The organism is Marinobacter azerbaijanicus (assembly GCF_030250645.1).
Lineage (GTDB): Bacteria > Pseudomonadota > Gammaproteobacteria > Pseudomonadales > Oleiphilaceae > Marinobacter > Marinobacter azerbaijanicus.
Genome location: NZ_JASSVS010000005.1, coordinates 160,862 through 174,064, shown reverse-complemented (window position 1 = coordinate 174,064; position 13,203 = coordinate 160,862). Strand labels below are relative to the sequence as shown.

Genomic DNA, 13,203 nt, shown 5'->3' with positions numbered 1-13,203 from the left:
CCCCAGAGAAATGGGGTTAAGAAAGTCCACGATAGCCGTCATTGTTCGTTCTTAAACGGTCTTCCTCAGACTACAAGTACCGGGCACTTTGCCTTGGACGCGACGCGGTGCGACACGCTGCCCAGCAGCACGCCTTCTTTGTCGCTGTGAGTGCCGCGGGTGCCGACCACGATCAGGTCGACTTCTTTATCCTGGGCAAATTTGACGATCACACTGGAGGGGCGCCCGGCTTTCACGAATCCCCGGACCTTCACAGCCCCCTTTTCTTTTGCCTTTTCTTTGGCGTGGTTGACGATCTCCTTGGCGTAATCAGACAAAACCTTGTCAGGGATGTCCATGCCTTCAGGGCGCCCGATCGACAGCGATGCCTCAAAAAGGCTGTGGTGCTTGTAAACGCAGATCAGATAGATCTCCGCATCTGTGAGCTTCTGTAACGCAATGGCCTTATCCACGGCGTTGAAGGACGACTTGGAACCGTCAACAGCCACCAGGATTCTCTTGAACATGATTTTCTCCCTGAAATCGGTCTCTACAGCCCTCAGCGGAATGCCATGTCACGCAGGAACAAAGCAATCTGCGGGAAGGTGATGAGCAGCGCCGCAGCGGTTATGAGCATAATGATAAACGGTGGTGTGCCGCGGATAACTTCCCAATAGGGACGCTTGAATATCGCTATGGCGGTGAAAATGTCACAACCAAACGGCGGTGTTGCCGAGCCGATGGCCACCTGCAGGGTAATCAGCACACCTACCAGTACCGGGTCCAGGCCTGTGGCTTCGATGGCCGGCGCGAAGATGGGTGTAAGCACCAGAATTACCACAATCGGGTCAACAAACATACAGGCAATGAAAAAGGCAATACAGATGGTGATCATGACGCCAACCGGGCCCATATTACTGATGCCGACCGAGTCAAGAATGGCCTGAGGGATCTGGGCAAAGGAAATAATCCAGGAGAAGCCGGTACCCACGGCCACCAGGATGAACACCACTGCGGTAATGAGGCCGGTGGACTTTGCGATCCGGTAAATGTCCGGCAACTTGAGTGACCGGAACACCACGAACTCCAGGAGGAAGGCGTACAACACGCAGACTGCCGCTGCCTCTGTGGGGCTGAAAATGCCGCCATAGATACCGCCGACAATAATGACCGGGAAGAACAACGGCCACAAGGCCTCACGCATGGCGACGGCTCGCTGGCCCCATGTGGATTTTTCCTCGGTGGGCAGGTTGTTGTAGCGAGCGTAGATCAGGCAATAAACCGAAAACATGAACAGAATCATCAGGCCCGGGCCAATGCCCGCAATGAACAGCTCGGCAATGGATGTCTCGGAGATAACCCCATAAATAATGAAGCCGATACTGGGGGGGATCAGGAAAGCAATATCACTGGAATTGATAATCAGCGCGAGCGAGAAGGAGTCGGAGTAACCTGCCTTGAGCAGTTTTGGCCGAAGGGGCGAACCTACGGCCACAACAGTGGCCTGGGTAGAACCGGAAACCGCACCGAAGAGAGTACAGGAAGTCGCGGTGCTGATTGCCAGGCCGCCTTTCACATGGCCGATAAATGCCATCACCATGTTGATCAGCCGATCAGCGGACTGACCGCGGGTCATGATATCCGCCGCGAGAATAAACATCGGAACCGCAATCAGCGACGCCGGCCGAATACCTGCCATCATCTGCTGAATAAAAGTGTTCATTTGCCCGAAGCCATCGAACATCATTACGAAGCCGACAACGGCACCGGCGATTAAAGGAACCATCATCGGGAAGCCCAGCAGAAGCAGCCCGATCATGATCACCATCATAATAGTTGCCATGGTTTCTATCCTTTATTAGTGCAACTTCAGGGGGGTCAGACCTCGGACTCTGTATCCGTGTAGCCATCGACCACACCGGTGGACAGGTACACATCCTTACTGGTGATGTTTTTGATGGCCGTCAGGAAATACTGAATGCCGGTGATCGCAAAACCGACCGGTGCCCAGATGTAAATCCACCAGATTTCGATCCCCAGTGCGGGGAGAATCCTGCCGCGGCTATACAGGGTTTCGATATAGCCAACCGAGTGATAACAGAGGAAAAACATGATCACAGATGTCAGCAGGGCAATGAAGATCATGAGTACTTTCCGGCCCTTGGGGGGAATGGCATCGTAGATGGCAGACATCCGGATGTGCCGGCCGTGGCGGGCTGCATAGCCGATGCCGGCAAAGGTAACGAGGATAATCAGTATCCGGTTGACCTCACCTGACCAGAACATGCCTTCGCCAAACACAAACCGGGCAATAACATTGGCGCAGGTGTTGGTTGCCATGAGAATTACGCCCATAGCGAGCATGACGGCTTCTACTTTACTGATGAAGACATCGATGGTCCCCAGAAATCCGGGCAGGCCGGACTCAAAGGTACCGGTGTCGTCTTCTAGATCCGGGGAGTTCTCGGACATGGGTTCTGCTCCAGAACATATCGCTCCCGGCCGGTAGGAGGTCCCCGGCGGGGCGGGGTTAAAACTGATTCCCGCCGGACGGAGCCGGCGGGAATGCTTCCTTCAGGTTCAGTTGTTCTCAACTTCCTTGAGGTCTTCCTTGAACTGGTTCAGCAGTTCTTTGCCACTTTCACCGGTCATCTCGATGAACTTGTCTTCGACCTGTGGTGCACGGGCCTTGAAGGCTTCGATCTGTTCATCGTTCAGGCGGGTAACGGTCACTTCGTCGCTGGCTTCCTTGATCTTTTCAAGGGACCGATCGGCGAGGCCGTCAATGTGCACAATGATCTTCTCGAACGCGTAGTCGGCTGCGTCCTGGATCAGCTTCTGATCTTCTTCGGGCAGACCATCATAGAAGTTCTTGTTGGCCATCATTGCGGTGGTGAACCAGCCATGCTTGGTAAAGACCAGGTTCGGAGATACCTCGTAAAGACCGCCGGATTCAATCCAGAAAATCGGGTTTTCCTGACCCTGGATCATATTGGTCTGCAGTGCGCCATAGACCTCACCCCAGGGAAGCGGCGTTGGTGTGGCACCAAATGCCTCATAGGTTGCCGACAGCAGCGGGTTGGTCATTACGCGGATTTTCTTGTTGTTGAAGTCCTCCGGCTCGGTAACAGGCTCATCAACGGTAACCACCATTTCGCCTTCCGGATACATCTTCAGCAACTCAAGGCCGGCTTCAGCGTAAAGCTCCGGGAAATCCTCGTTGATGGCCTCGCTTTCGCGGAAAAACTCAATCACCGTATCCATGTCGGTCGGCATCAGGTACGGAATGAAGAAAATCTGCGCCTCAGGAATCAGGGAGCCGGTGAAACCGGGCGACTGGTTCACAAAGTTGAGGATGCCAGCCTGGGTCTGCTCCATGATGTCGTCGGATTCGCCAAGCTCACCAAACCGGTAGACCTGTATGGTATGGTCGGAGTTGTCCTCGATGTATTCCTTGAAGTCGTAAGCGAATACGTCCTGGACATCACCCTCGTATTCTTCGTGCGCATAGCGCCAGTTGGCGGCATTTACCGAATTTGCCGCTGTCATCGCGGCAAATGCAAACGCAGAAAATCCTGCCAGTTTCTTGAACTTGCTTATGGTGCTCATCGCGTTGTCTCCGCTTATTTTTTTGCTGAAATGATCTGTTACATTTATTTAGACTGGCAAAACAATGGCGATTTCGCAAGAAATTGGCAAATTTACATGGGGCTGAACGCTACGGGTCCCGGCAGCCTGCTCAAGTTGTGATAGGCTCTCAGTTCTTACCCCGGAACAATACAGGGCAGGTATGCCAGCGACGCCAACCATAGAGCCCGGCTTTCACGCCATCCATGCGAACCATCTGGAGGACCTGAGACGGGCAGTGGTCTGGATCTGCCGGCAGAGTCCGCTGCCGCCCCTGGAAAGCGAAACCTTCCTGGTGCAGAGCAATGGCATTGCCCAGTGGCTGAAGCTTGCCCTGGCGGAAGATCCCTCCGACACAGGGGATGGGGGTATGGGGGTCGCCGCAGGCATGGACTTCCTTTTCCCCGCCAGGTTTATCTGGCAGGCCTATCGTGCGGTGCTGACGCCGGCGGGGGTGCCGGAGCAGTCTCCCTTTGACAAGTCCCGGCTAGTCTGGCGCCTGTTCCGGTTGCTGCCCCGGTTGATCGAGGAAGATGACGTCTTTGCTCCGCTGCAAAGGTTCATGGCCGGGGCCGATACAGAAACCCGCCGTTATCAGCTGGCCGGCAAGATTGCCGATCTGTTCGACCAGTACCAGGTCTTTCGCGCTGACTGGCTGGGGGATTGGGAGGCTGGATACGACCGCCTGCAAATGGCCCGGGGCGAACACAGGGAACTGGGCGAAGAGCTGCGCTGGCAACCGGTTCTGTGGCGCAAACTGGTGGACGATGTGGGTGAATTCGCCGGCACCAGCCGTTCCCGCATACACACCCGATTCATGGATGAGGGGCAGACGCTGACGGCAGCAGACCGACCGCCTGATCTACCCCAACGTATTGTGGTGTTTGGTGTTTCCTCGCTGCCAAAGCAGGCACTGGAGGCTCTGTCGATTCTCAGCCGGGTCAGCCAGGTGGTGCTTTGCGTGCATAATCCCAGTGAATTCTACTGGGCCGATATCATCAGCGATCGTGACCTTCTCAACGCCGATCGTAAGCGGGGGCAGGCTCATCCGAAACTGGCCGCGCTGACCAACCCTGATGATCTGCACCAGCATGCCAACCCTCTGCTGGCCGCGTGGGGCAAGCAGGGGCGGGATTACATCCGTCTGCTGGATGAGTTTGATAACCCGGAGAGCTACCAGGGCCGCATTGCCACGCCGGATGGTCGCATCGATATCTTTACGCCCCATGGCGACCCGCAACAGCCCCTGCTGCTGCATCAGATCCAGAACGACATTCGCACACTCACCTCGCAACAGGAAATGTTGGGTCAGGATCGTATTCTGGATCCATTCACAGACAATTCGGTGGTGTTCCACAACGCCCACAGCCCCCAGCGCGAAGTGGAGATTCTCCATGACCAGTTACTGGCGGCATTCAACAGCAATCCGGACCTGCGCCCCCGGGATGTGATTGTCATGGTGCCGGATGTGGATACCTATGCGCCCCATATCCAGGCGGTGTTTGGGCGCTACCCATCATCCTCCCGTCGCTATATTCCGTTCACCATTTCCGACCAGGGCCAGCGTCACCGCCAGCCGGTTCTGATTGCCCTGGATACCCTGATGGCCCTGCCGGAAAGCCGGTTTGGTGTCAGCGAAATCATCAGCCTGCTGGAAGTGCCGTCAGTAAGGAGCCGGTTTGGCATCGCCGAGGGTGACCTGCCTCTGGTGCGCCAATGGGTGGAAGGCGCCAATATTCGCTGGGGGCTTCACGGCGATCACCGCAGTAGTCTCGATCTGCCTGATGGCCTGGAACGCAACACCTGGCAGGCCGGCTTGCGGCGGATGCTTCTGGGTTATGGCACCGGCCGCGATGCTCCCTGGCAGGATATCGAACCCTTCGAGGAAATCGGCGGCCTGCAGGCCAGTGTGGCGGGCAGCCTCTGCCGCTTTATCGACCGGCTGGAAGACCTCTGGCACGAACTCCGGGCCACCGCCACACCGGCGGGGTGGCTTGACCTGCTGCAGTCGATACTGGAGCGCTTCTTCGACGATCTGTCGGAAGACGAGCTGCTGTTGGTCAATCGCCTGCGCCGGCAGGCAGAGCAGTGGCTCCAGGATTGCGACAGTGCCGGCATGGAGCAGGTCGAGCTGCCCCTTAATATCGTTCGCGAAATCCTGCTGGAAGGCCTGGAGGAAGGCGGCCTCAACCAGAGATTCCTGGCTGGCAAGGTCAATTTCGCCACCCTTATGCCGATGCGTGCCATTCCCTTTCGGCATGTCTGCCTGCTGGGCATGAACGACGGCGACTACCCGCGTTCACGTCCACCAGTGGATTTTGATCTGATGGCCCTGGATTACCGCCCCGGAGACCGATCCCGCCGGGAAGACGACCGCTACCTGTTCCTGGAGGCCCTGTTGTCGGCCCGGGAACAACTCTATATCAGCTGGGTGGGGCGCAGTATCCGCGACGATTCGGAGCGGCCGCCATCGGTTCTGGTGAGCCAGTTGCGGGACCACCTGGATGCCGTCTGGCAGGTGCCGGCACCGGATCAGACTTCTGCCGCAGCGTTGACCATTGAGCACCCGCTGCAGCCTTTCAGCCGTGAGTACTTTCCTGCAGGCAATAAGGGCGCCGGGGAGAGCGGCTCTGTGGATGTCAGCGACGTATTGTCGGCCCGCCGGCTGTTCACCTACGACAGTGAATGGCTCAGTGCGCACCAGTCCCGGAACAAGGAAGCGGAGCAGTCCGAACTGCCATATCTGTCTCCCGCAGACCCGCTGACCCTGGCCGAACTTGGCGCGTTTCTCAAACGGCCGGTGGAAGTCTTTTACCAGCGTCGTCTGCAGGTACGGTTTACCGATGTTGAGAGCCTGGATACCGACAACGAAGCGTTCGCCATGGACGGCCTGCAACACTGGCGGTTGGAGGACGAACTGATCCGTCAGGCAGTGATGAAAGCCGACACCGGTGAGGAGCTGCAGCAACGCATCGAAGCGGCCCTGGCCAGCATGGCCCGCCGGGGCGAGTTGGGTATGGGGCTGACGGAGTACGCCCTGACCCGGCAGCTGGAAAGTCGAATGCCGGACCTGTACAAGCGCTACCAGGAGGCCCTGGCTCTCTGGCCCGAGGCCATTGAAGAGGTGATCGGGTTCGAATATTGCCATGAGCATGGCGAGGAGCCCCTGACCATCAGCGACCGCCTGGGCAACCTGCGCACCCGCCCGGATGGCGGCGTCTGCAGAGTAGTCATTGCCAGCAGCAACCTTCTGGAAGGCGCCGGGAGCTCCCGCCAGCTGCGATTCCCGGCTCTGCTGGATCACTGGGTAGCACACCTGGCGGGCAATCTTCGCTTTGCGTCTTTCCATACTCTGATTATCGCCAAGGAGGAACAACGGGTGGTCAATCTGTTGCCCATGGACAGTGCCACCGCCGGTGAAAGTCTGGCGACGCTTCTGGATTACTGGATGCAGGGCCAGACCAGACCATTACCGGTTGAGTCCGGGGCTGCGTTCGCCTATCTGCGGGGCCTGTATCCTGCCCGGGGTGAGGGCAATGAAGACAAGGCGCTACAGAAAGCAGAGGAAGCCTTCAACAAGGCTCTGGCCCGGGACAGCGGCTACCTGCACAGGGCTTACCCTGAATTCGGGCAGTTACTTGCCAGTGAGCAGTTCCCGCAACTGGTGTCCGCATTGTATGAGCCGCTCTGGCACGCAGAGCAGGCAGGCCGGGCGAAGTCTGGTTGCGGTAGACGGGAGAACGCGAAATGACCGGCAGCGTTCGTAGACTCGACCCTCTAACACTGCCACTGCGTGGCAGCCAGCTGATCGAAGCCAGCGCCGGCACCGGCAAGACCTTTACCCTGGCACTGCTCTACGTGCGGCTGGTACTGGGGCATCGCACGACCGATGAGCCGCTGGAAGAGGGCATCATGCCGCCGAATCTGCTGGTGGTCACCTTCACCGAGGCCGCCACCAAGGAACTCCGGGACCGCATCCGTGCCCGACTGACCGAAGCCGCAGCCCTGTTTGCAATGGACCCGGATGCTGTTGATACCAGCGAAATCGCGAAAGACCCGCTGGTTAACCTGCGCAATGCCTGTCCAAAGGCAGACTGGCCGGCCTGTCGCCGGAAACTGCTGCTGGCGGCGGAGTGGATGGACGAAGCAGCCGTTTCCACCATCCACGGCTGGTGTAATCGCATGCTCAGCGAGCACGCCTTCGACAGCGGTAGCCTGTTCCGCCAGACTCTGGAAACCAGCCAGACCGATCTGCTGGACAACGTGGTACGGGATTACTGGCGCACCTTTATCTACCCTTTGTCGCCAGAGCTGATGGGTGAAGTGCTGGATAACTGGAAAACACCGGAAAGTCTGCGCCAGTCAGTCCGTAACCTGCTGCCCCATGTTGACGCGCTGCCTGTGCCGGAGCGTGACCCGGTGGCAGCCGCAGAAAACGCGAAAACCCAGCGTGAGGACAGACTCCGGGAACTGAAAGCACCCTGGCCCGCCTGGTGTGATGAGCTGGATGAGTTACTGGCGGAAACTGCAAAGCGCAAACCAAAGCCTCTGCACGGCACGACCAAAAACTCCATCCAGAAGGCGGTGGATTACCTGCGGGAATGGGCCACCACTGATGCCGCCGAACCCCATGAGTTTCTCACCAGCAAGCGCACCAAGGGCTTTGATTCCCTGGAAGCCGATGCTTTTTCAGAAAAATGGACCGGCGATGAAGACCCGCCCCACCATCCTGCCATGGATGCCATCGCCGAGCTCAAACCGGCCCTGAAAGCCATGCCGGTGGCCAAACCGGACATCCTTAACCATGCCGCCTGTTGGATTACCCAGCGCCTGGATAGTGAAAAACAGCGCCTCGCAAGCATGGGATTTGATGACCTGCTTACCCGGCTGGATGAGGCTCTTGGCGGCCCTCAGGGTGGGCGACTGGCAGAAACCATTCGCCGTCAGTTCCCGGTGGCGATGATTGACGAATTCCAGGATACCGATCCGGTCCAGTACCGCATTTTTGACCGCGTCTACCGGGTGGCCAGCAACGACCAGGAAACCAGCCTGCTGATGATTGGCGACCCCAAGCAGGCCATTTACGGTTTTCGCGGTGCGGACATCTACACCTATCTGGACGCCCGCCGGGCAGTCGCCAGCCGCACTTACACACTGGGCACCAACTTCCGTTCCGCCGTTGCCATGGTGGATGGCGTTAATCGTGTGTTTGCCCAGGCCGACCAGACAATTCCGGAAGGGGCTTTCCTGTTCCGTTCCGGAGAAGATAACCCGTTGCCGTTCAATCCCGTGAATGCCAGGGGCACAGATCGGCAGTGGTGCGTGCAGGGCAGGCCGCAAACGCCACTGACTTTCTGGACCCTGGCGGATGACCGGCATATCGCCAAGGAGGCAGGCAGGGAAGCCATGGCAGACGTCTGCTCGGCTGAGATTGCCCGCCTGTTGAATCTGGGCCAGGCCGGTGAAGCCGGCTTCTCTGCCGAGGGCGAGCCCATCGACCCCCTGCGACCCGAACACATCGCCATTCTGGTGAACAAACGCGATGAGGCGGATGCTGTCAGGCAGGCGCTGAGTGCGCGGGGTATTCGCAGTGTGTACCTGTCGGACCGCAATTCCGTGCTGCAGTCGGCGCAGGCACTGGAGTTGCTTCAGTGGTTGCAGGCCTGTGCCGAGCCCGGTCAGCTGTCGCTGATTCGCGCCGCCCTGGCAACACCCACCATGGGCCTGGCCTACCAGGAGCTGGACCGGCTGCTCAGCGACGAGAATGCCCTGGACCGGGAGATCAACCGTTTCCAGGGCTACCGGGAACTCTGGCAACAGCAGGGCGTACTGCCCATGCTGCGGCGCCTGCTGATGGACTATGAAGTGCCCGCCAAGCTACTGGCCGGGCCGGATGGCGAGCGTGGGCTGACGGATATTCTGCACATCGCCGAGCTGCTGCAGCAGGACAGCCAGCAACTGGACGGCGAACACGCCCTGATTCATCACTACACGGAAATGCTGCGGGAGTCCGACGACGAGGATGAGCACCGGACCATGCGCCTGGAAAGTGACGCCGGACTGGTCAAGGTGGTCACCGTGCACAAGTCCAAAGGACTGGAATACCCGCTGGTTTTCCTGCCTTTCGCCACCGAGTTCCGGGAGGAAAAACCCAACCAGGCCTTCATCAAGTATCACGATGACAGCGGCAGACTGCAGATTTCCCTGGAACCGGATGAAGACACCCTGGCCCGGGCGGATCGCGAGCGGCTGGGTGAGGATATACGCAAGCTCTACGTTGCCCTGACCCGTTCCCGCCACGCCACCTGGGTCGGTGCCGCCGGCATCAGGGGCTGGCGCCAGAGTGGGCTTGGGCATCTGGTGGGCCGGGCTGCCAGTGAGGAGGACACGGACCTGACCCCGTTTCTTGCGGCCATGGCCTCCGGCGAACCAGCCATTGAGGTGGCGCCGGTGCCAGAGCCGGGGGATGAGGTCTACGCAGGTGAACCGGAACCGGAGCTCGGCAGGGCTCTGGAGCCGGTGCGGGAAGCCCGTGAGAACTGGTGGATTGCCAGCTATTCCGCCATTACCTATGGCGCCCGCAGTGGTTTTGGTGACGATTTTACGGCTGCCAGTGAAGACGCGGAACAGGAGAACCTGCGAGAGGAAGATGAGACGGAAGGGGCTGATACCATGGCTGCCGCCGGCACGCATGCGGCAGCCCCGCAGCCCTTTAGCCAGCACAGTTTTCCCAGGGGCGCCGGCCCCGGCACATTCCTGCACGATATTCTGGAATGGTGTGCTGCCCGGGGATTCCGTAACGTGTCGGACGCACCTGAAGAGCTCCACGAACTGCTGGAACGCCGGTGCAAGCTGCGCAACTGGAGCGACTGGGCGGACACGCTGAAAGCCTGGGTTCACACGCTTGTCACCATGGACATCCCGCTGCCGGACAACGGGGAAGCCTGCTCGCTTGCAGGCCTGAACACCTTCCGCCCGGAACTGGAATTCTGGTTTGAAAGCCACCAGGTGAACACCCGCGTCATGGACGCACTGGTTCGCAAGCACACGCTGAACGGTGAGAACCGGCCGGAAGCACACGAAACCACTTTCAACGGTATGCTCAAAGGGTTTATTGACCTGGTGTTCGAGCATAATGGCCGCTATTACGTGCTGGATTACAAGTCGAATGTTCTCGGCGAGGACGATCAGGCTTACGTGACCGATGCCATGAAAGAAAAAATCCTCGAGAATCGCTATGACCTGCAGTACGTCATCTACCTGCTGGCATTGCACAGGCTGCTCAAGTCCCGCCTGCCCGGCTATGACTACGACACCCACGTTGGGGGTGCTGTTTACCTGTTCCTGCGGGGATGTGACGCGCCGGGTGCGGGAGCCTTTACCGAGCGCCCGGAACGGGCCCTGATTGAGGCACTGGACCGGCTGTTCAGCGGTGAGGGGGAGAAGGCAGCATGACCGGAGAAAGCGGATACATCGCCGACCTGTTTGACGTTGCACCAGCGCCGACACCGAGAACCGCCGCGGAAGCACTGGCGCTGCTGGACGACTGGGTAGAGCGGGAGTGGGTCCGCGCCCTGGATCATGCGTTTGCGGACTTTATCTGCACCATCGTTCGCGAACACGGCGAACAGCCCTCGGCCATGTTGGCCCTGCTGGCGGCCATGGTCTCCCATCAGGTGGGGCGGGGGCACGTCTGTCTCGACGTACGTCACCTCTGTCAGGCCACCGAGCCAACGCTGGTGCTGCCGCCAGAAGGCGCGGGATCACTCCCGGCAGACAGCCTGCGGCCATCGGATCTGTTTGCAGGTATCAGCCCGGAGGAACTGGTTGCCACTCTGAGCCGGAGTTCCGCAGTCGGTGACGGTGAGCAGGCGACACCCCTGGTGCTGGACGGCTCGCGGCTGTACCTGCGCCGGTTCTGGCGCTACGAGCAGCTAATTGCTGCCGGCATCCGGGGCCGTCTGGATCAGCACGCCGTGCCGGCAGACGTGGGTCTGCTTGCTCAGGCGCTTGATGGCCTGTTCGGAACAGGGCCCGAACCTGATTACCAGAAAATCGCCTGTGCACTGGCAGCGCGTAGCCGTTTCAGCGTGATCACCGGTGGCCCGGGCACCGGTAAGACCACGACGGTTGTGAACCTGCTGGCGGCCCTGCAGTCGGTGGCCTGTGAATCGGCTGATGGTGATGGCCCGACCCCGTACCTGCGTATCCGTCTGTCGGCCCCCACCGGCAAGGCCGCCGCAAGGCTGAGCGAGTCGATTGGTGGTGCGGTTGACCGTCTGCCCCTGGAAAACCTGCCGGGTCGGCCCGACAAATCGGCCATTCCCACCCGGGTCACCACCCTGCACCGGTTACTGGGTAGCCGGCCGGGCTCGCGGAGCTTCCGTCACAATGAGGACAACCCGCTGCCACTGGATATTCTGGTCATTGACGAAGCTTCCATGGTGGATGTCGACCTGATGGCGTCTGTGTTTGCAGCGCTACCGGACAGGGCACGGCTGATCATGCTGGGGGACAAGGACCAGCTGGCGTCAGTGGATGCCGGCGCCGTATTGGGGGAGCTCTGTCAGCGCGCCGAAAAAGCCCATTACCTGCCGGAAACGGCCCAATGGCTGGCATCGGTGACGGGATGCCCATTGCCCCCGGAATTGACCGACGCCGGTGGTCTGCCCCTGGATCAGGCGGTCGCCATGCTTCGCAAGAGCTATCGCTTTAACGAACACAGCGGTATCGGCGTTCTGGCCTCGGCCACCAATGCCGGCAATCTGGACCGACCATTGATCCGCCAGTGCCGGGGGCAGGGTTTCGAGGATGTGGTGTGGCTCAATGAGCCAGGCGTGGCGATGCTGGCGGATCATGCCCTCACCGGAAGCCCTGAACGGTTCCGGAACAATGGTCAGGGGCGTGTCGTCAATCATGAGCCGGTCGCCCCGCCGGTGGGCTATGGGTACTACCTGCGTATCATCCGGGACCACAAGCCCTCCGCCGGTGGTGAAACAGAGGCGCGGGAGCAGTGGGATGCCTGGGCAACCGAAGTGCTGAGAGGCTTCAATCACTTCAAGGTTCTGTGCGCGCTTCGCCAGGGCCCGTTCGGGGTCGAGGGACTGAACCGGGAAGTTGCCGAGCGGTTGCGCAGCGCCGGTCTGATTGATCGCACCGAAGGCTGGTATGCGGGCCGCCCGGTACTGATTACCGGGAACGACTATAATCTGGGCCTGATGAATGGCGATATCGGCGTTACCCTGTGCGTGCCCTGGGATCGCAATGAGGCCGGCGAGCCGGTCGACACCCTGCGGGTGGCGTTTCCGTCCAGTGATGGTAGTGGAGCGATCCGATGGATATCCCCCAGCCGCCTGCAGTCACTGGAAACCGTCTACGCCATGACGGTACACAAGTCCCAGGGGTCGGAGTTTACCCACGCCTGCCTGGTGATCCCGGACCGCCTGACCCCGGTACTGACCCGCGAACTGGTGTATACCGGCATCACCCGTGCCCGCCACTGGCTGAGCCTGGTGGTGAGTCAGGAGAGTGTCCTGAAGGAGGCCGTGGGACGTGGGGTGATCCGGGCGTCAGGGTTGGCCAGGCTGCTGCTCTGAC

At 59.7% G+C, this 13,203-nt stretch carries 7 protein-coding genes; 3 read left to right on the top strand and 4 right to left on the bottom strand.

Going from position 1 to position 13,203, the window contains the following annotated elements; translation table 11 throughout:
* Positions 1 to 65: 65 nt before the first annotated feature.
* From QPM17_RS11780 to QPM17_RS11765, 4 genes are all read right to left on the bottom strand, one after another.
* Positions 66 to 506 carry a universal stress protein gene (locus QPM17_RS11780; RefSeq protein WP_285390941.1) on the bottom strand — a complete coding sequence of 147 codons (441 nt, stop codon included), beginning with the start codon at positions 504 to 506 and terminating at the stop codon, positions 66 to 68.
* Between the two features lie 32 nt (positions 507 to 538).
* The gene (locus tag QPM17_RS11775; protein WP_285390940.1) at positions 539 to 1,822 is read right to left on the bottom strand and encodes a TRAP transporter large permease; all 1,284 of its coding nucleotides are present in this window, start codon (positions 1,820 to 1,822) and stop codon (positions 539 to 541) included.
* A 35-nt stretch (positions 1,823 to 1,857) separates the two neighbouring features.
* Positions 1,858 to 2,451 carry a TRAP transporter small permease gene (locus tag QPM17_RS11770; protein WP_285390939.1) on the bottom strand — a complete coding sequence of 198 codons (594 nt, stop codon included), beginning with the start codon at positions 2,449 to 2,451 and terminating at the stop codon, positions 1,858 to 1,860.
* 108 nt (positions 2,452 to 2,559) lie between these two features.
* Complete coding sequence (locus QPM17_RS11765) at positions 2,560 to 3,588, bottom strand: TRAP transporter substrate-binding protein (RefSeq protein WP_285390938.1); 1,029 nt, start codon at positions 3,586 to 3,588, stop codon at positions 2,560 to 2,562.
* Positions 3,589 to 3,769: 181 nt separating this feature from the next.
* Here QPM17_RS11765 and recC point away from each other — a divergent pair, with 181 nt between their 5' ends.
* From recC to recD, 3 genes are read left to right on the top strand one after another with little or no spacing between them, the layout of a single operon-like run.
* Complete coding sequence (recC, locus tag QPM17_RS11760; protein ID WP_285390937.1) at positions 3,770 to 7,357, top strand: exodeoxyribonuclease V subunit gamma; 3,588 nt, start codon at positions 3,770 to 3,772, stop codon at positions 7,355 to 7,357.
* The gene (recB, locus tag QPM17_RS11755; RefSeq protein WP_285390936.1) at positions 7,354 to 11,061 is read left to right on the top strand and encodes an exodeoxyribonuclease V subunit beta; all 3,708 of its coding nucleotides are present in this window, start codon (positions 7,354 to 7,356) and stop codon (positions 11,059 to 11,061) included. The genes recC and recB overlap by 4 nt, the downstream gene beginning before the upstream one ends.
* Positions 11,058 to 13,202: an exodeoxyribonuclease V subunit alpha gene (recD, locus tag QPM17_RS11750; RefSeq protein ID WP_285390935.1), complete on the top strand. Its 2,145-nt coding sequence runs from the start codon at positions 11,058 to 11,060 to the stop codon at positions 13,200 to 13,202. The genes recB and recD overlap by 4 nt, the downstream gene beginning before the upstream one ends.
* Position 13,203 lies beyond the last annotated feature (1 nt).

Bases quoted from the DNA above. Each gene is read 5' to 3' on its own strand.
- QPM17_RS11780 (WP_285390941.1), bottom strand. From the start codon at position 506: ATGTTCAAGAGAATCCTGGTGGCTGTTGACGGTTCCAAGTCGTCCTTC.
- QPM17_RS11775 (WP_285390940.1), bottom strand. From the start codon at position 1,822: ATGGCAACTATTATGATGGTGATCATGATCGGGCTGCTTCTGCTGGGC.
- QPM17_RS11770 (WP_285390939.1), bottom strand. From the start codon at position 2,451: ATGTCCGAGAACTCCCCGGATCTAGAAGACGACACCGGTACCTTTGAG.
- QPM17_RS11765 (WP_285390938.1), bottom strand. From the start codon at position 3,588: ATGAGCACCATAAGCAAGTTCAAGAAACTGGCAGGATTTTCTGCGTTT.
- recC (WP_285390937.1), top strand. From the start codon at position 3,770: ATGCCAGCGACGCCAACCATAGAGCCCGGCTTTCACGCCATCCATGCG.
- recB (WP_285390936.1), top strand. From the start codon at position 7,354: ATGACCGGCAGCGTTCGTAGACTCGACCCTCTAACACTGCCACTGCGT.
- recD (WP_285390935.1), top strand. From the start codon at position 11,058: ATGACCGGAGAAAGCGGATACATCGCCGACCTGTTTGACGTTGCACCA.